At 70.4% G+C, this 16,733-nt stretch carries 17 protein-coding genes; 9 read left to right on the top strand and 8 right to left on the bottom strand.

Translation table 11 applies throughout. The features are described from left to right. Positions 1-33: 33 nt before the first annotated feature. From WMR31_RS12200 to WMR31_RS12190, 3 genes are read left to right on the top strand one after another with little or no spacing between them, the layout of a single operon-like run. Positions 34-1,173: an ABC transporter permease gene (locus tag WMR31_RS12200; protein WP_340539112.1), complete on the top strand. Its 1,140-nt coding sequence runs from the start codon at positions 34-36 to the stop codon at positions 1,171-1,173. After that, a complete protein-coding gene (locus WMR31_RS12195) occupies positions 1,170-1,838 on the top strand; it encodes an ABC transporter ATP-binding protein (RefSeq protein WP_340539111.1) in 669 nt (222 codons plus the stop codon). Before WMR31_RS12200 ends, WMR31_RS12195 begins: the two co-directional genes overlap by 4 nt. 46 nt (positions 1,839-1,884) lie before the next feature. Continuing rightward, positions 1,885-2,481, top strand: coding sequence for a TetR/AcrR family transcriptional regulator (locus tag WMR31_RS12190; protein WP_340539110.1), 597 nt, complete (start codon positions 1,885-1,887; stop codon positions 2,479-2,481). 2 nt (positions 2,482-2,483) lie between these two features. On the opposite strand, the gene WMR31_RS12185 is transcribed toward WMR31_RS12190, so the two are convergent. Next, positions 2,484-3,707, bottom strand: a complete 1,224-nt coding sequence (locus tag WMR31_RS12185; protein ID WP_340539109.1) for a glucose-1-phosphate adenylyltransferase family protein — start codon at positions 3,705-3,707, stop codon at positions 2,484-2,486. A 115-nt stretch (positions 3,708-3,822) separates the two neighbouring features. Here WMR31_RS12185 and WMR31_RS12180 point away from each other — a divergent pair, with 115 nt between their 5' ends. Both WMR31_RS12180 and WMR31_RS12175 read left to right on the top strand, forming a co-directional pair. Next, a complete protein-coding gene (locus WMR31_RS12180) occupies positions 3,823-4,155 on the top strand; it encodes a nuclear transport factor 2 family protein (RefSeq protein ID WP_340539108.1) in 333 nt (110 codons plus the stop codon). Positions 4,156-4,519: 364 nt separating this feature from the next. Next, positions 4,520-5,056 (top strand): hypothetical protein, encoded by a 537-nt coding sequence (locus WMR31_RS12175; protein ID WP_340539107.1) that lies wholly within the window; start codon positions 4,520-4,522, stop codon positions 5,054-5,056. 33 nt (positions 5,057-5,089) lie between these two features. Here WMR31_RS12175 and WMR31_RS12170 read toward each other — a convergent pair whose 3' ends face one another. Genes WMR31_RS12170 through WMR31_RS12140 form a run of 7 tightly spaced genes read right to left on the bottom strand, consistent with a single transcriptional unit; the run spans position 5,090 to position 13,969 of the window. Beyond that, a complete protein-coding gene (locus tag WMR31_RS12170) occupies positions 5,090-5,428 on the bottom strand; it encodes a cupin domain-containing protein (protein WP_340539106.1) in 339 nt (112 codons plus the stop codon). After that, a complete protein-coding gene (locus WMR31_RS12165; RefSeq protein ID WP_340539105.1) occupies positions 5,410-5,913 on the bottom strand; it encodes a hemerythrin domain-containing protein in 504 nt (167 codons plus the stop codon). Before WMR31_RS12165 ends, WMR31_RS12170 begins: the two co-directional genes overlap by 19 nt. 1 nt (position 5,914) lies before the next feature. Next, positions 5,915-6,643 (bottom strand): respiratory nitrate reductase subunit gamma, encoded by a 729-nt coding sequence (narI, locus tag WMR31_RS12160; protein WP_340539104.1) that lies wholly within the window; start codon positions 6,641-6,643, stop codon positions 5,915-5,917. After that, on the bottom strand, positions 6,643-7,320 hold the full coding sequence (gene narJ, locus WMR31_RS12155; protein ID WP_340539103.1) for a nitrate reductase molybdenum cofactor assembly chaperone: 678 nt from the start codon (positions 7,318-7,320) through the stop codon (positions 6,643-6,645). Before narJ ends, narI begins: the two co-directional genes overlap by 1 nt. Further along, positions 7,320-8,969, bottom strand: a complete 1,650-nt coding sequence (gene narH / locus WMR31_RS12150) for a nitrate reductase subunit beta (RefSeq protein WP_340539102.1) — start codon at positions 8,967-8,969, stop codon at positions 7,320-7,322. The genes narJ and narH overlap by 1 nt, the downstream gene beginning before the upstream one ends. Before the next feature lies 1 nt (position 8,970). Then, the gene (locus WMR31_RS12145; RefSeq protein ID WP_340539101.1) at positions 8,971-12,690 is read right to left on the bottom strand and encodes a nitrate reductase subunit alpha; all 3,720 of its coding nucleotides are present in this window, start codon (positions 12,688-12,690) and stop codon (positions 8,971-8,973) included. Between the two features lie 13 nt (positions 12,691-12,703). Continuing rightward, a complete protein-coding gene (locus WMR31_RS12140) occupies positions 12,704-13,969 on the bottom strand; it encodes an MFS transporter (protein WP_340539100.1) in 1,266 nt (421 codons plus the stop codon). Between the two features lie 217 nt (positions 13,970-14,186). Here WMR31_RS12140 and WMR31_RS12135 point away from each other — a divergent pair, with 217 nt between their 5' ends. The 4 genes from WMR31_RS12135 (at position 14,187) to WMR31_RS12120 (ending at position 16,645) form a co-directional block, all read left to right on the top strand. Beyond that, the gene (locus tag WMR31_RS12135) at positions 14,187-14,795 is read left to right on the top strand and encodes a helix-turn-helix transcriptional regulator (protein WP_340539099.1); all 609 of its coding nucleotides are present in this window, start codon (positions 14,187-14,189) and stop codon (positions 14,793-14,795) included. Positions 14,796-15,088: 293 nt separating this feature from the next. Beyond that, positions 15,089-15,337, top strand: a complete 249-nt coding sequence (locus WMR31_RS12130) for a hypothetical protein (RefSeq protein WP_340539098.1) — start codon at positions 15,089-15,091, stop codon at positions 15,335-15,337. Next, positions 15,330-16,106 (top strand): HNH endonuclease signature motif containing protein, encoded by a 777-nt coding sequence (locus WMR31_RS12125; RefSeq protein ID WP_340539314.1) that lies wholly within the window; start codon positions 15,330-15,332, stop codon positions 16,104-16,106. The genes WMR31_RS12130 and WMR31_RS12125 overlap by 8 nt, the downstream gene beginning before the upstream one ends. Positions 16,107-16,246: 140 nt before the next feature. Next, positions 16,247-16,645, top strand: a complete 399-nt coding sequence (locus WMR31_RS12120; RefSeq protein ID WP_340539097.1) for a PEP-utilizing enzyme — start codon at positions 16,247-16,249, stop codon at positions 16,643-16,645. The last annotated feature ends 88 nt before the right edge of the window (positions 16,646-16,733 follow it).

Raw genomic sequence — 16,733 nt, 5'->3', positions numbered from 1 at the left:
TGCCGACATGGTGTCGATAACTGACTCGAAGCGATGAGGCCGTCTTTCCTGGCCGTGCGCGAGCTGACCTTCGCGCGCGGCAGGTTCCTGCTGATGGGGGCCGTGGTCGCGCTGATCGCGATGCTCATGGTGTTGCTCAGCGGCCTCTCGGTCGGCCTGGTGAACGACGGCGTGTCCGGGCTCCAGCGAATGCCGGTGACCTCGTTCGCCTTCCAGCACGATGCGAAGAAGGACGCCGCGTTCTCGCGAAGCATCGTCAACCTGGAGGACGCCGAGGCGTGGGCCGACCAGCCCGGCGTCGCCGACGCGGCGCCGTTCGGCAACACCCTGGTCAACGGCAAGACCGACCGCGGCGTCGAGATCGACCTGGCCCTGTTCGGTGTCGAGCGCGACTCGTTCCTCGACCCCGGCGCCGACGAGGGGGAGCCGCTGTCGGCCGACGGGCAGATCGTCCTCGCCGAGTCCGCCACCGACGAGGGTGTCGACCTCAGCGACACCGTCACCCTCCAGCCCAGCGGGCAGGAGCTGGAGGTGGTCGGCATCCTGGAGGGCCAGCACACCTTCGGGCACGTCGACGTCGGCTACGTGACGCTGCCGACCTGGCAGCAGGCCAAGGCCGGCCTGGGGGACGGTGAGCCGCTCCCCGCGCGTGCCGCGGACGAGGTCACCGCGATCGCCGTCCAGGCCGAGGACGGCGCCGACGTCGACCTCGCGGCCGGCGACAAGGCGGCGGACACGACGTCGATGACCCTCGAGGACTCCTTCGGCGCCTCGCCCGGCTACACCGCCGAGACCTCGACGCTGCAACTGATCCAGGGCTTCCTCTACCTCATCTCCGCGCTCGTCGTGGGCGCCTTCTTCACCGTGCTGACCATCCAGCGCTCCAAGGAGCTCGCCGTGCTGCGGGCCCTCGGCGCGAGCCGGGGCTACCTGCTGCGCGAGAGCCTGCTCCAGTCGCTGGTGCTGCTGGCCCTCTCGGCCGCCGTCGGCATCGGCGCCGGGGTCGCGCTCGGGGCGGCGATCGGCGCCACGGCGATGCCCTTCGCGCTGGAGGTGGGTCCGATCGTGGGCGCCACGATCCTGCTGTTGGCACTCGGCCTGGCCGGTGCCGCGATCGCCGTCCTGCGGGTCACCCGGATCGACCCGCTCGCTGCCCTGGGAGGAAGCCGATGACCGCGCTGCGCCTGACCGACGTCACCTTGACCCTCGGCGACGGCGACGAGACGGTCACCGCCCTCGACCGGGTGAGCCTCGAGGTGCAGCCGGGGGAGTTCATCGCCGTGATCGGCCCCTCCGGCTCGGGCAAGTCCAGCCTGCTCGCGGTGGCCGGTGCGCTCACCACGCCCACCGCCGGCGACGTCAGGATCGGCGACACCGACGTCGTCGCGGCCTCGCGTCGCGAGCGCGACACCCTGCGCCGCACCCGGATCGGGTTCGTGTTCCAGAGCGCCAACCTGGTGCCCGCGCTCACCGCCTTGGACCAGATCCGGCTGCCGATGACCTTCGCCCGCGGCGTCGAGGGGCGCGATCCGCGCGAGCTGCTCGCCGAGGTGGGCATGGAGCACAAGGCGAACCGCCGCCCGCACGAGCTGTCGGGCGGCGAGCGCCAGCGCATCGGCGTCGCACGGGCCCTGGTCACGCGGCCCGAGCTGCTGCTCGTCGACGAGCCCACCGCGGCCCTGGACCGCCAGCGCAGTCATGAGATCGTGGGCCTGCTCGGTCGTGAGGCGCACGACCACAAGGTCGCCACGTTGATGGTCACCCACGACCACGACGTCCTGCGGCACTGCGATCGGGTCTACGAGATGATCGACGGGCGGCTGGCCCCAGCCGAGTGACGCGTCATCGTCGGCGGAGTCGACGAGGGGAGGAGGGGAGGAGCAGGTGCCACGCATCGACGCACCCACTGTCGCCGAGCATCACCAGCGACAGCAGCGAGCGCTCCTCGACGCCGCCAAGGCCCTGCTCGCCGAGACCGGCGAGGCGCCGTCGATGGCGGCCGTCGGGCGCCGGGCGGGCCTGGCCCGCAGCAGCGTGTACCAGTACTTCGAGTCCCCGCAGGCCTTGCTGCATGCGGTGGTCGCCGACGTCCTGCCGGCATGGGCCGCGCAGGTGCACGCGCTGGTCGCGGCGGCGGACACCCCAGGGGAGCGGGTGTGGGCCTACATCGCGGGCAACGTGGACCTCTTCGCCAGTGCCGAGCAGGTCGTCGCCCACGCTCTGGCGCGCGTGGTCGATCCGCAGGACCTGCGCGGTCCGATGCAGGAGTTCCACGCGGCGCTCCAGGTGCCGCTGCGCGAGGCGCTCGCCGACCTCGGTGAGCCGGACGTCGTCTCGATGGCCGAGCTGATCGACTCGATCATCGTGCAGGCCTCGCGGGCCGACGCCTCCGGTGCGATCTGCGTAACGGGCGACGTGTCGCCCGAGGCCACCCTCGCCCGGCTGCGCCGGCTGCTCGGCGGCTACCTCGGGATCGCCTGATCTCAGGCCGTGGTGCCCGGTTCGAGCCGCGCGCCGGCGTCGAGTCGCACACCGGGCGCCACCGTGCTGCGCTGCCCGACCAGGGCGATCGCGTCGCTGTCGTCGAGATCGGCGTCTGGGGCGCCGACGACGGCGTCGGCTCCGATCTCGCAGTCGCGGTCGATGATCGAGCGGTAGACCGCGGCGCCGGCGCGCACGGTGGTATCGGAGAAGATCACGCTGTCGACGACCTTGGCCCCGGGCTCGACCACCACGCCCGGTGAGAGCACGCTGCACCGCACCTCGCCCGCGACGGTGCAGCCGGGGCTGACGAGACTGTCGACGATCTGGGCGCCGTCGAGGATCCGCGGTGGCCGGCGCTGCGGCTGCTGGGTGAGGATCGGCCAACCGTGGACACCGAGCACGCCGACGTCGTCGAGGAGGATGTCGCGGTGCGCCGCGAGGTACTTGTGCGGCATCCCCAGGTCACGCCAGTAGCCGCCCAGCGGATGGGCGACGGTCCGGCCACGCTCGACCAGCCGGGGCAGCAGGTGCTCGCCGAAGTCGCCCAGACCGCTGTCGCCCTCCTCCGCCTCGGCGCCGAGCTCGCGATGCAGCTCCTCCAGCACCTCGACGAGCACGGCGGGATCGTAGGCGAAGATCTCGGCGGCCACCGTGCCGGTCGACGGATCCTCGGGCTTGTACTCGAAGCCGACCACCCGGCCGTCCTCCACCTGCACGGTGGCGTGGTCGCCGGCGTCCTCGATGTCGACCTCGGTCGTGACGACGGTGCACTCGGCCCCGGTGGCCAGGTGCCGCTGGACGACGTCGTCGAGGTCGGCGCGGTACACGTGGTCGGCGCTCACCACCAACACCACCTCGGGGCCGGCCGCCTGGATCTGGTCGCGGATGCGGAACAGCCCGTCTGCGTTACCGGTGGCGAAGCCCTCCTCGTCCATGCTGCCGGTGCCCTCCTGCGGCATCAACAGCCGCAGGCCCTCGTGGTTGCGGTCCAGGTCCCACGGCCGGCCGCCGGCCACCTCGTCCTCGAGCGTGCCCGCCTGGAACTGCACCGCGAGCCAGACGTGGGTGATGCCGCTGTGAGTGAGATTCGAGAGCGGGAAGTCGACCAGCTGGAAGACCCCGGCGAACGGCAGCACGGGCTTGGCCCGTTCGCGGGTGAGGACGTCCATCCGGCTGCCGGCGCCGCCGGCCTGGACGATGGCGAGGACGCGAGACCGAGGCATCGCCCGATCCTGGCAGGCGGAGTCGATCCTGGGACCGACCTTGCGGGTGGGAAGTCGCTGCCACCTGTGGCAGGGTGCAGGAGTCAGGTGGACCCGAACGAGAAGGAAGAGTGCGATGACTGCTTCTGAAGATCTGGCCGACCGTTTCCACGCCGCGATGCTGTCCGGCGATACCGAGATCCTGAACTCCATCCTCAGCGACGACGTCACCTTCACCGGACCGATGGCATCCTCCTCGGGCCGCGACGACACCGTGGCCGGGATCGTCCAGATGTCGAAGATGACGAAGGGCGACGAGGTCCTGGTGCGCCTCACCGACGACCAGAACGCACTCATCTGGTCAGAGATCACCACCTCGGAGGGGCCCGCGACGCCCGCGGCCACCTGGCTCGAGATCGCCGGCGACCGGATCACCTCGATCCGGACGGTATTCAGCGCCGGTCGCTGAGCGACGGCTCCCGGGTCTCGGAGGTTGAGCAAGCCGGCGAGTGAGGAACGAGCTCGTCCCGCGCCGACGAAACCACGTGACCGTCCTCGGGAACGTAGGCGGCGCCGGGTACCGGGGTTTCGTCGGCGCTCGCTGGCGCTCGCTTGCTCAACCTCCGGCGGCGGGCAGTTCTCGGATGTTGAGCAAGCTGGCGGGCGAGGAACGAGCCCGGCCGGCGCCGACGAAACCTCGCAGGCCTCCTCGGAGACGTTGGTGAGGACGGGTGCCGGGGTTTCGTCGGCGCTCGCTGGCGCTCGCTTGCTCAACCTCCGGCGAGGGGCGCTCGGGACGATGCACTGCGCGGAGATACGGGTAGGTGCCCAGCATGGATTCGTGCGCTCTGAGCAATCAGGATCCTCTCCTCGTCGCGCTAGAGGGCTGGATCCTCGACAGCGGGCAGTCGGTGGCGATCGTCGCGGGCGACGAAGTCGCGATGGGGTTGGAACTGCAGATCGTCGACGTCGCGGAAGGCGCGGCGCGGGCTTCGGCGTCACCAGGGCTTCGACACGTCGGTGACAACGTGTATGACGTCGTCGCGCGTGCGCGATCCACGAACCCGCAATCCACAGTGCTCGAGTTCGGAATGCCCGCTTACGTGAGAACCGAGACCGCCGAGAGGTGGTTCGGCCCGATCGTCCCAGGCGGCGTCCATGCTCTGCGGGTCGCGCTCTGCGCAGATCCCTACGTCGGCAGATCCCGCCCACGATGGCTAGCGGACGACTTGGTCCGTTCCTGGCGCGTCGCGGAGATCGTGCGAATCGACAGGTTCGGTGCGCGCGCGACGACGACCACGACTGCGCCGGCTGAGGCGACGACGTCCTATCTCTTGACGTTGGAGCCCGCGGCGGCCACGGAGTCCTGAGGCTGGTCGGGAGCCGGGGCGCGGGCCGCAGCGCTACTCGCTGGCCCTCAGCGCCACCGTCAGCAGCACGACGGCGTCGGTGAGTGCGTGCAGGTCGTGACGCTCGGGCGGGACGACGAGGAATTCGCCGGTCGAGCCGGTCCAGGAGTCGGTCGAGGTGGAGAGCCGCACCTGACCGGTGATCACCTGGAGGGTGGCCTCGCCGGGCGACTCGTGCTCGCCGAGCGCCTGGTCGGCGGTGAGGGCGATCAGGGTCTGGCGCAGTTGGTGCTCGTGCCCGCCGTAGATGGTCACCGCGCTGCGGCCGCTCGCGGCACCACGGGCGGCATCGAGGTGGTCGAGCGCGAGCTGGGTCAGTGAGAGTGACTGCATGAGTGGTCTCCTGTCGTGGGGGCGGGGTCGTCGAGGAAGGTCGGAGACGCCTCGTGGGCTCGGGTGACGATGTCCCAGCCGGCGGAGCGCAACGTGACCACCGAGACCGGGAAGACGCCGAGGTCCTCGCGCTCGATGTGCTCGGCGAGGTCGTCGAAGAGCCGGAGGACGGCGTCGGCATACCCGGGATCCGAGGGATCGAGAGCACTGATCGCAGAATCGAGGTCGCGGTGCTCACCTTCGAGTGCGGCCACCTCGTCGGCGAACTCGCCGTCCTCGCGCAGCGCGGTGAACACCCCGGCCTCCTCGCGGTCGACGTGGCGCACCAGGTGGCCGACCATCGCGGTCAGCCGCTCATGGGCGAGCGTGCGGTCGCCGGCGTCGAGAGCACCGCGGACGCCGGACGCCTCGTCGAGCAGCGCGGCGTGCTCGGCCATCAGCTCCCCGATCGCCGGCATCTGCTTGCAGCCGCAGTACTCGCACATCTCAGCCGACCCGGTCCCAGCCCCGCCGCGTGGAGGCGTTGCCCAGCGGCCGCTCGTCGCGCGATCGGTAGACGATGTAGGGGCGGGTGACGTAGCCCAGCGGTGCGGAGAACACGTGCACCAGCCGGGTGAACGGCCACAGTGCGAAGAGGCCGAAGGCCACCAGGGCGTGCAGCTGGAAGCCGATCGGTGCGTCGGCCATCAGCTCCGGCTGCGGGTCGAAGGCGAGGAACGAGCGGTACCAGACCGACACTCCCTCACGGTAGTTGTACTCACCGCCGAGCGTGAAGATCGAGCCCGCGATGGTGTTCCACATGCCGAGGACGATCGCGGCGCCGAGGAAGAGATACATCACCTTGTCCATGCGGGTGGTGGCCGAGAAGACCGGCCCGACCGTGCGCCGTCGGTAGACCAGGATCAGCATGCCGACCAACGCCATGACGCCGGCGATGAGCCCACCGACGACGGCGATCAGGTGGTAGAGGTGCTCGTCGATGCCGATCGCGTCGGTCCAGGACTCGGGGATCAGCAGGCCGATCACGTGACCGCCGACGACGCCGAGCATGCCGAAGTGGAACAGCGGAGAGCCCAGGCGGAGCAAGCGGTTCTCGTAGAGCTGGGAGGAGCGGGTGGTCCACCCGAACTTGTCGTAGCGGTAGCGCCACACGTGACCGACGACGAACGTCGCCAGGCACAGGTACGGCACGATGACCCACAAGAACACGTCCATCACGGGGCTCCTACTGGGAGGGTGGCGGGGGCGATGAGCGGGTCGGCGCCGTAGCCGTCGAGTCCGACGTCCTCGGCCGGCGGGCCCTGCTCGATCAGACGGCGCACGGCGTCGGCCTCCTCGCCCTGCAGGGCGGGGAGCGTGCCGCAGAGCGCGACCAGCACCGCGGCCCAAGGCGAGCCGGTGGTGCCGTCGTCGTTGCGCCAGGAGGTGAGCGCCAGGCGCAGCATCTCGACCGCGGCCCGGTGGTCGTTTAGCAGGCGCCAGGCGGCGTCGGCGTCGACCGTCGCGCCGAGCTGGAGGACGCCGCACAGGTGGTCGGGGAGCTCGCCGGACGCCTCGTCCCACTCCACGCCCGCGCGGCGGTAGGCCTGCTTGAACTCCACCAGCGCGACGCCGCGACGCCGGGTGTCGCCGTAGGCGGAGTAGGTGAGGTACAGCGCGCACTTGCGGGTGTGGTCGAAGGTCTCGACGTAGTCGGCCTGGAGCGTGGCCAGGGGGGTGGCGACCAGGTGGTCGATGAGCGCGACGAGCTGCGGATGGCTCGGCACCAGCGCGCGCACGTCGTCGAGCGAGGCGAGCAGGTCGGCGGTCGGGTAGTCGAGCAGTGCCGCGCACGCAGCCCAGACCGGCTCGACGCCGTCGGGCCGGCGGTGCTTGCGACTGAACCGGAACATCACGCGCCTCCCTTCGGCTCACCGCCGGATCCGTCGGCGGAGTCGCCGCTGCGACGCACCCGCGGCATGCCCAGCAGCGTCTGCGGCCCGGCGTCGGCGACGGTGTCGGCGGTCGCGCGGTCCTGGAGCACCCGGAAGTTCTCCACCGCCACCGGCGTCGGGAAGCCCGAGCCCTCGCCGAAGAGGTCCTGCTGGCCGCCGCCGTACTCGCTCACCGGGCAGTCGGTGGCCAGTTCCTCCAGGGCGTGCGCCTGCTCGGCGTGGGCCGAGGGGATGACGTAGCGCTCGGAATACTTGGCGATCGCGAGCAGCCGGAACATCTCATACATCGACTCCTCGTCCATCCCCACGCTCTCCGGGATCGACGGGTCGCCGTCGCGGCCGAGGTTGAGGTCGCGCATGTAGGAGCGCATCGCCGCGAGGCGCCGCAGCACGCCGTCGACCGGCCGGACGTCGCCGGCGGTGAACAGGTTCGCCAGGTACTCCACCGGGATCCGGAGCGCGTCGATGGCGGCGAACAGGTTGCCGCGGTCCTCGGCGTCGTGTCCGGTGTCCTTGATGACGTCGACGACCGGCGAGAGCGGCGGGATGTACCAGACCATCGGCATCGTGCGGTACTCCGGATGCAGCGGCAGCGCGACGCCGTAGTCCTTGATGAGCTTGAGGACCGGCGACCGCTTGGCCGCCTCGATCCAGTCCGGCGCGATGCCCGCGGCCTCGGCGGCGCGCTCGACCTCGGGGTCGCGCGGGTCGAGGAAGACCGCGCGCTGCGCCTCGTACAGGTCGTGGTCGTCCTCGACGCTGGCCGCCTCGAGCACTTTGTCGGCGTCGTAGAGCATCAGGCCGAGGTAGCGCAGCCGGCCCACGCAGGTCTCCGAGCACACGGTCGGGATGCCGACCTCGATGCGCGGGTAGCAGAAGGTGCACTTCTCGGCCTTGCCGGTCTTGTGGTTGAAGTAGACCTTCTTGTACGGGCAGCCGGAGACGCACATCCGCCAGCCGCGGCAGCGGTCCTGGTCGACCAGGACGATGCCGTCCTCCTCGCGCTTGTAGATCGCGCCGCTGGGGCAGGAGGCCGCGCACGAGGGGTTGAGGCAGTGCTCGCAGATGCGCGGCAGGTAGAACATGAAGGTCTCCTCGAACTCGAGGCGGACCTTGTCCTCGATGCCCTTGAGCATCACGTCGCGCGCCGCGTGCTCCTGGCTGCCGCCGAGGTCGTCGTCCCAGTTGGCCGACCACTCCACCGACATGTCCTCGCCCGACAGCAGCGACTTGGGCCGCGCCACCGGGAAGGTCTCGGTCTGCGGCGAGCTGGTGAGCGTCTCGTAGTCGTAGGTCCAGGGCTCGTAGTAGTCCTCGATCGAGGGGAGCTTGGGGTTGGAGAAGATCGTGAGCAGCTTCTTCAGCCGCCCGCCGGAGCGCAGGGCCAGTCGTCCGTTGGGCTTGCGGATCCAGCCGCCCTCCCAGGTCTCCTGGTCCTCGTAGGTGCGCGGATAGCCGAGGCCGGGCCGTGTCTCGACGTTGTTGAACCACACGTACTCGGTGCCGGCCCGGTTCGTCCACGCCTGCTTGCAGGTGACCGAGCAGGTGTGGCAGCCGATGCACTTGTCCAGGTTCATGACCATGGCCATCTGTGCCATGACGCGCATGTCAGTACTCCACCTTCTGGTTGGTGCGCCTGCGGATCATCGTGACCTCGTCCCGGTTGTTGCCGATCGGACCGATGTAGTTGAAGAAGTAGGCGAGCTGGGCGTAGCCGCCCACGATGTGGTTCGGCTTGAGCAGGATCCGGGTCAGCGAGTTGTGGATGCCGCCGCGCTTGCGATCGCGCTCGGTGAGGGGGACGTCGATGAGCCGGTCCTGCGCGTGGTGCATGTACACCGTGCCCTCCGGCATCCGGTGGCTCACGATCGCGCGGGCCGCGACGACGCCGTTGCGGTTGACCATCTCGATCCAGTCGTTGTCGCGCACGCCGATCTTGTCGGCGTCGCGGTTGCTCATCCACACCGACTGGCCGCCGCGCGAGAGCGAGAGCATGAACAGGTTGTCCTGGTACTCGGAGTGGATCGACCACTTGTTGTGGGGCGTGAGGTAGCGCACCGAGACGCCGAGCTCGTTCTGCTCGCCGAGCGGCGTCTCCCCGAACAGCGAGGTCATGTCGAGCGGAGGCCGGTACACCGGGAGCATCTCGCCCATCCCGAGGAACCAGTCGTGGTCGACGTAGAACTGCTGTCGCCCGGTGAGGGTGTGGAACGGCTTGTGCCGCTCGATGTTGATCGTGAACGGGCTGTAGCGGCGTCCGCCGGACTCCGAGCCCGACCACTCCGGGCTGGTGATCACCGGCACCGGCGCGACCTGGGTGTCGGCGAAGGTGATCTGCTTGCCCTCGTGCTCGGCCGACAGGTCGTGCAGCTGGGTGCCGGTCCGCTTCTCGAGGAACTTGAACCCCTGCGTGGCGAGGTGGCCGTTGGAGACCCCGGCGAGATGGAGCATCGCGTCGGCCATCTGGACGTCGGTCTCCACCTTCGGCTGCCCGTCCCCGACGCCGCCACGGACGACGCCGTTGCGCTTGCGGAGGATCTCGACCTCGCGCTTCACGTCGTAGGCCACGCCCTTGGTGAGCATCCCGGCCTTCTCCAGCAGCGGGCCGATCGACGTCATCTTGTCGAAGACGGCGGTGTAGTCGCGCTCGGCGACGGCGATGACGGGCATCGTCTTGCCCGGGATCGGCTCGCACTCGCCGAGCCGCCAGTCCTTCACCACGCCGTGCTCGCTGGCCATCGCCTCGGGGGTGTCGTGCCACAGCGGCTTGGCGATCACGTCCTTGCGGGTGCCGAGATGGTCGGCGGCGAGCTCGCTGAACCGCTTGGCGATGGTCTTCCACGCATCCCAGTCCGAGCGGGTCTGCCACGGTGGCGCGATCGCGGGGTTGAAGGAGTGCACGAAGGGGTGCATGTCGGTGGTGGAGAGGTCGTGCTTCTCGTACCAGGTGGCCGCCGGCAGCACGATGTCGCTGAGGATCGTCGACGACGTCATCCGGAAGTCGATCGTCATCAGCAGGTCGAGCTTGCCCTCCGGTGCCTCGTCGGCCCAGCGGATCGTCGTCGGACGCTGCTCGGGCGCCGCCTCTTTGGCGGTGGCCGCGGAGTCGGTGCCGAGCAGGTGGCGCAGGAAGTACTCGTTGCCCTTGGCGCTGGAGCCGAGCAGGTTGGAGCGCCACAGGGACAGCACCCGCGGGTGGTTGTCGCCGCTCTCCGGGTCCTCGACGGCGAAGCGCAGGTTGCCCTTCTTGAGCTCCTGGGCGACGTAGGCCGGCACCTCCATGCCCGCCGCCTCGGCGTCGTCGGCGAGGTCGAGGCTGCTGCGGTCGAAGGTCGGGTACGACGGCGTCCAGCCCAGCCGGGCCGACTGCGCCAGCAGGTCCATCACCGTCTTGCCGGCGAACACGCCCGTGCCGGAGTCGAGGTCGTCGGCGGTGAAGGTGTCGTAGCGGTACTGGCTGGTGTGGGTGTACCAGTAGGCCGTCTGGTTCATGTGCCGCGGCGGCCGGTGCCAGTCGAGGGCGAAGGCCATGTGCTGGAAGCCCATGATCGGCCGGATCTTCTCCTGGCCCACGTAGTGCGCCCAGCCGCCGCCGTTGCGGCCCTGGGTGCCGGTGATCGTGGTCAGCAGCAGGATGGCGCGGTAGATCTGGTCGGAGTGGAACCAGTGGTTCGTGCCGGCGCCGAGCAGGATCATGCCGCGGCCCTCGGTGTCGATGGCGTTCTGCGCCCACTCCCGCGCCAGCCGGGTCACCTGTGCGGCCGGGACGCCGGTGTGCGGCTCCTGCCAGGCGGGGGTGGCCGGCACCGCGGGGTCGTCGTAGCCGCGCGGGTCCTCGGCCGAGGTCCGTGGCCAGGAGCCGGGCAGGCCGTCGCGGGCCACGCCGTACTGGGCCAGCAGCAGGTCGAGCACGGTGGTGACCAGGCGGTCCCCGACGCGCGCGATCGGCACGCCGCGCCGGTCGTAGGCGACCTTGCCGTCGGTGGTGTCGAAGCGCGGGAGCTCGATCTCGACGGCCTCGGCCACCCCGCCCTCGTGGTCGCGGTACATCGTGAGCGCGGGGTCGAGGTCGCCGAGGTGGAGGTTCCAGTGCCCGAGGCCCTCCTCGCCGTAGCGGTGTCCGATCGCGCCGTCGGGGATCCGCACCTCGCCGGTGGCGGAATCGATCACCGCGGGCTTCCACATCGCGTTCTCCGACGTCCCGCCGAGGTCGCCCTCGACCAGGAACTTGCCGGGGCGCAGGACGCCGTCGTGCTCCTCCAGGCAGATCAGGTAGGGCAGGTCGGTGTAGCGCTTGTTGTAGTCGGTGAAGAACGGCGTCTGCTGGTCGACGAAGAACTCGCGCAGGATCACGTGGCCCATCGCCATCGCCAGCGCGCCGTCGGTGCCAGGCGCGACCGTGAGCCACTCGTCGGCGAACTTCACGTTCTCCGCGTAGTCGGGCGCCACCGCGAGCACCTTCTGGCCGCGGTAGCGGGCCTCGGTCATCCAGTGCGCGTCCGGCGTGCGGGTCAGGGGCACGTTCGAGCCCCACATGATCAGGTAGCCGGCGTCCCACCAGTCGCCGGACTCCGGGACGTCGGTCTGGTCGCCGAACATCTGCGGCGAGGCGTTGGGCAGGTCGGCGTACCAGTCGTAGAACGACAGCATCGGAGCGCCGATGAGCTCGAGGAACCGGGCGCCGGAGGCGTAGGAGACCGGCGACATCGCCGGGATCGGGCTGAAGCCGGCGATCCGGTCGGGGCCCCACCGCTTGACCGTGTAGACGTGCGCGGCGGCGGCGATCTCCGCGACCTCGTCCCAGCTCGCGCGCACCAGGCCGCCCTTGCCGCGGGCCGACTTGTAGGCGCGGGCCTTCTCATCGTCCTCGACGATCGAGCCCCACGCGAGCACGGGGTCACCCCCGTGGCGCTGCTTGGCGGCCCGGAACATCTCCAGCAGGACGCCCCGCACGTACGGATAGCGGACCCGGGTCGGGCTGTAGGTGTACCAGGAGAACGCGGCGCCGCGCGGACAGCCCCGCGGCTCGTACTCCGGCCGGTCGGCGCCGGCGCTGGGGTAGTCGGTCTGCTGGGCCTCCCAGGTGATGATCCCGTCCTTGACGTAGACCTTCCAGGAGCACGATCCGGTGCAGTTGACGCCGTGGGTGGAGCGCACGACCTTGTCGTGGCTCCAGCGCTCGCGATAGAAGACGTCGCCCTCGCGGCCGCCCTTCTTGTGCACCGTGCGCAGGTCGTCGCTGACCTCGGCCTTGGTGAAGAAGCGGCGCCCGCCGATCAGGGCCTTCTGCAACTGGTTCTCGAGCTCGGTCACATCGGTGCCTCTCATCCGGGGGATCGGGTCAGACGGTCGCGGGGGTCCCGGTCACCGCCGTGCGGCGCACGACGGTGAGGGTCAGCACCAGGGTCAACGCGGCGGTGACGGCCAGCAGCCACAGGCCGATCGCGTAGGACTCGGTGGCGCCGTAGATCCAGCCCATCAGCAGTGGGGGAACGAAGCCGCCGAGGCCGCCGGCGGCGCCGACCAGCCCGGTCACCCCGCCGACCCGCGCCGGCTCGGTGGCCTGGGCGATGAGCGCGAACGTGGCGCCCGAGCCCGCGCCGAGGGCGGCGGCCATCAGCAGGAAGGCCACCGTGCCGACGGTGAGGTAGCCACCGTCGTCGGCAGTGACCGGGGGATTCGGAGCGCAGACGGCTGCGCACGCGGCGACCACCGCGAAGGAGGCCGACAGGACGGGGATGGACCCGAGCCGGTCGGAGAGCCAGCCGCCGACCGGGCGCATGATGACCGCGACGACGACGAAGCCGGCCATCCGGTTGGCGGCGTCGGCGGGCTCGAGGCCGTGGGCTGTCTTGAGGTAGGTCGGCAGGAACACCGAGAACGCGACGTAGCCGCCGAAGGCCACCGAGTACAGGACGCAGGCCTGCCAGGTGATCGGGAGCTTGGAGTTGGCCGCCAGCCGGGACCCCAGGCTGGTGGTCGGGACGACGCGACCGGGCGCATCGCGCATGACCAGCCACGACACCACGGCGTAGACCGCGAGCACGACCGCGGTGATGAGGAACGGAGCGGTGCGCCCGTAGTCCTCCGACAGCGGGACCGTGGTGAGCGCACTGATCGCCGTGCCGCCCATGCCGGCGCCGAACACGCCGATGGCGAGGCCGCGGCGCTCCGGCGGGAACCAGGCGTTCACGAAGGGCACGCCCACCGCGAACGCTGTCCCGGCGATGCCGAGGAAGAAGCCGCCGAAGAGCATCAGCGAGTAGGAGTCGAGGGCGAAGAAGGCCAGGAACAGGACCGGGATGATCGTCACGCCCGACACGATCGGGAACATCAACCGGCCACCGAACCGGTCGGTGAGCGCACCGACGAGGATCCGGCCGAGGGACCCCACGATCACCGGAACCGCGACCATCAGCGCGACCTCGGACTGGCTGAGCTCGCCGAGTGGGCTGTCGGCCCCCTGCTTCAGGTAGAGGGCACCCAGCGGGCTGATCAGCGCCCATGCCCAGAAGTTCACCGCGAAGCCGATGGTGGCCAGGACGAGCATCAGCCAGGGCGACCCGCCAGGGTTCTGGCCGGCCTCTCGGCTCTCGGGAGCAGACATCCGACGTTCCCTCCAGACACGTGGGACACGACGCGAGTGACCTCGCGAGTGTCGTTGGTCAACCGGGTGTCGGGGCCGAATCGGTCTGCCCCGGCGCCACGTTCGGGACGCTAATAGAGTGAGGTCCGTGGAAAATAATCCGACGCGGCGGGGGCCGCGACCGGGTCTCGGACGGTCCCGCCGGCCACTGTCTCCCTCGCGCGCGAAGGTCCTCGAGGTGCTGCGCGCACAGATCGAGCCCACCACCTTGGCGGCCCTGGTCGCGTTGTCCGGTCTGCACGAGAACACGGTGCGCGAGCACCTGTCCGCGCTGGTCGGCATGGGGCTCGCCCAACGCGATCCGTTGGAGACCGGGGAGCGCGGACGCCCCGCGTGGCTCTACGAGGCGACCGGCCCCGACGCCGCCGCCGCGCCCGAGTACGCCGGCCTCGCCGCCGCCCTCGCCGCTGCCATCCACAAGACGACCGACGAGCCTTGGGATCCGGCGGTGGCTGCGGGCGAGGACTGGGGCCGCGATCTCGCCCAGGCTCGAGGCGCTGCTGCCACTGAGCAGACCGTCGCGCGCGAGCGCGTGCAGGACCTGCTCGACGAGATGGGCTTCGAGCCCACCTCCGCAGACGGTCACCACACCGTGAAGCTCACCCGCTGCCCACTGCTCGAGGCCGCGCATCGCTACCCGGTCGCCGTCTGCGGCGTCCACCTCGGCCTGGCACGCGGTGCCCTGACCGAGTACGGCGCCGACCCCGAGGGCTCCGAGCTCCTCCCGTTCGCCGAGCCGGGGGCTTGTGTGTTGAAGCTGGGTCGCGACGGCGCTGCCGGAGGTTGAGTCAGCGAGCGCCGACGAAACCTGGGGGTCCGGAGCGCGCCCCTCCGCCGGAGGTTGAGCAAGCGAGCGCCAGCGAGCGCTGACGAAACCCCGGCGACCGTTCTTGCCAGCGTTCCCGAGGACGGTCACGAGGGTTTCGTCTCGCCCGACGCGGCTTCGTTCCTCAGCCGCGGGGCTCGCTCAACCTCCGTCCGCGACGGATCTGCTCCTTCGTCGCAGCTCCTGCGGCCGGAGGTTGAGTAAGCGAGCGCCAGCGAGCGCCGACGAAACCCCGGCACTCCAAAGCCCGAGCGGTGAGCCAGGCCGAAGCACTCGACATGCCCGGCAGCATCGGCGCCTGGCTGCGCCGACTGGTCCCGATCACCCCCGGCCAGGCGCACCGCACCGCGCGCCTCGCCCATGAGCTCGCCAGCCACGAACAGACCAGGGGCGCCGCAGCCGAAGGCAGGGTGCTGCCGGACCAGGCGCAGGTGATCGTCGCGGCCGTCGACGAGTTCGACCCCACCCACCGCGACCTGGCCGAGAAAACACCTCATCAGTGAGGCCGCCCATCACGACGCGAAAGGGCTCAAGATCTTCGGCCGCCGCATCCTCGAAGTCATCGATCCGGCTCGCGCCGACGAACACGAAGCCCGGCTCTTGGAGGCCGAAGAAGCACGGGCCCGCAGGCACACGTCGTTCTCGATCTACGACGACGACCAGGGACTCACTCACGGCCGGTTCACCCTGCCTGCAGCCCAGGGCTCGATGCTCCGCAAAGCCCTCGCCGCCCTCGCCGCACCCAAACACGTCCGCGCCACTGACGGCGCCGGGACCTACGACTACGAGCGACCGACCCCCGAGAAACTCGGACGGGCGTTCGCCGAGTACGTGGAGCGGTTCCCCGCCGCCCGGCTCCCGAGGACCGACGGGCTCAACGCGACCGTCATCGTCACCATGACCCTCGACGCCCTCCTCGGAGAGCTGAAGGCCGCGCACCTCGACACCGGCGTGGCTGTCTCACCCGGGCAAGCCCGACGGCTTGCGTGCGAGGCCGGGATCATCCCCGCCGTCCTCGGCAGCCGCAGCGAAGTCCTCGACCTCGACCGGACTCGCCGCTTCCACGCCCGAGCCCAACGCATCGCGATGACCGTCGAGCAGAAGCACTGCCAATCCGTGGGATGCGATGTCCCCGCCGCGTACTGCCACGCGCACCACGACCAGCCCTGGAGCCGAGGTGGCCACGCGAACCTCCACGACGCCCGACCCCACTGCCCCTTCCATCACCACCAGATCCACGCCTCCGGCAAGTCGCACCCGATGCGGACGTAGGTCGACGGCGGTGCCGGGGTTCGCGTCGAGCAGATCCGGGACTGTCCCCAAGATGGATCGTGACCGGCCTCACACGTTTCTAGCGTGCAGGCATCGGCTCCGAGACGGAGCGGATCTCGCGCCCAGGAAACGGAGCCACGATGACCGCAGCTGACGACCTCATAGGGACCGGCACCAACCTGTTCGCCGGCCCGACGATGACCTGGACGGAGCGCTGGTTCCTCGATACCGCCGACGTGCTCGCCATCGACGACGACGACCTCGAGGAGACCATCGCGTTCGTCAACAAGGGCGGGATGACGTTCCTGTCGCCGATCCTTCCCGACCTCAGGGCGATCGTGTGCAGCGCCGGAAGCCACGAGTCGCATCTGGCGATCCTGTGCCGCGAGTCGGCCGTGCCGTGCGTGCTCGCCGCCGACCTCGCCGGCGAGGTGACCGACGGCGAGACGGTGTCGATCGACCTCTCCGACGCCGAGGCAGCGCGAATCGTGCGCGGTGCGGCCGACCGGGTCGCCGACCGGGCCGAGGCGACCGCATGACCGCCGTCTGGGCACCGAGTGACCTCGGTGATCGCCCGGTGTCGCTAGCGCTTGCGCCCAGGCAAGAGAGGCGCTAGCGAGGACACCC

The organism is Nocardioides epinepheli (assembly GCF_037936805.1).
Classification (GTDB): Bacteria; Actinomycetota; Actinomycetes; order Propionibacteriales; family Nocardioidaceae; genus Nocardioides.
The sequence above is the reverse complement of the archived record's forward strand: the minus strand, read 5'-3'. Positions and strand labels throughout refer to the sequence as shown.

Coding starts and splice junctions, on each gene's coding strand:
- narI (WP_340539104.1), bottom strand. CDS start 6,643: ATGGACGTGTTCTTGTGGGTCATCGTGCCGTACCTGTGCCTGGCGACG.
- WMR31_RS12145 (WP_340539101.1), bottom strand. CDS start 12,690: ATGAGAGGCACCGATGTGACCGAGCTCGAGAACCAGTTGCAGAAGGCC.
- narJ (WP_340539103.1), bottom strand. CDS start 7,320: ATGTTCCGGTTCAGTCGCAAGCACCGCCGGCCCGACGGCGTCGAGCCG.
- narH (WP_340539102.1), bottom strand. CDS start 8,969: ATGCGCGTCATGGCACAGATGGCCATGGTCATGAACCTGGACAAGTGC.
- WMR31_RS12185 (WP_340539109.1), bottom strand. CDS start 3,707: ATGCCTCGGTCTCGCGTCCTCGCCATCGTCCAGGCCGGCGGCGCCGGC.
- WMR31_RS12180 (WP_340539108.1), top strand. CDS start 3,823: ATGACTGCTTCTGAAGATCTGGCCGACCGTTTCCACGCCGCGATGCTG.
- WMR31_RS12195 (WP_340539111.1), top strand. CDS start 1,170: ATGACCGCGCTGCGCCTGACCGACGTCACCTTGACCCTCGGCGACGGC.
- WMR31_RS12120 (WP_340539097.1), top strand. CDS start 16,247: ATGACCGCAGCTGACGACCTCATAGGGACCGGCACCAACCTGTTCGCC.
- WMR31_RS12200 (WP_340539112.1), top strand. CDS start 34: ATGAGGCCGTCTTTCCTGGCCGTGCGCGAGCTGACCTTCGCGCGCGGC.
- WMR31_RS12165 (WP_340539105.1), bottom strand. CDS start 5,913: ATGTGCGAGTACTGCGGCTGCAAGCAGATGCCGGCGATCGGGGAGCTG.
- WMR31_RS12170 (WP_340539106.1), bottom strand. CDS start 5,428: ATGCAGTCACTCTCACTGACCCAGCTCGCGCTCGACCACCTCGATGCC.
- WMR31_RS12140 (WP_340539100.1), bottom strand. CDS start 13,969: ATGTCTGCTCCCGAGAGCCGAGAGGCCGGCCAGAACCCTGGCGGGTCG.
- WMR31_RS12175 (WP_340539107.1), top strand. CDS start 4,520: ATGGATTCGTGCGCTCTGAGCAATCAGGATCCTCTCCTCGTCGCGCTA.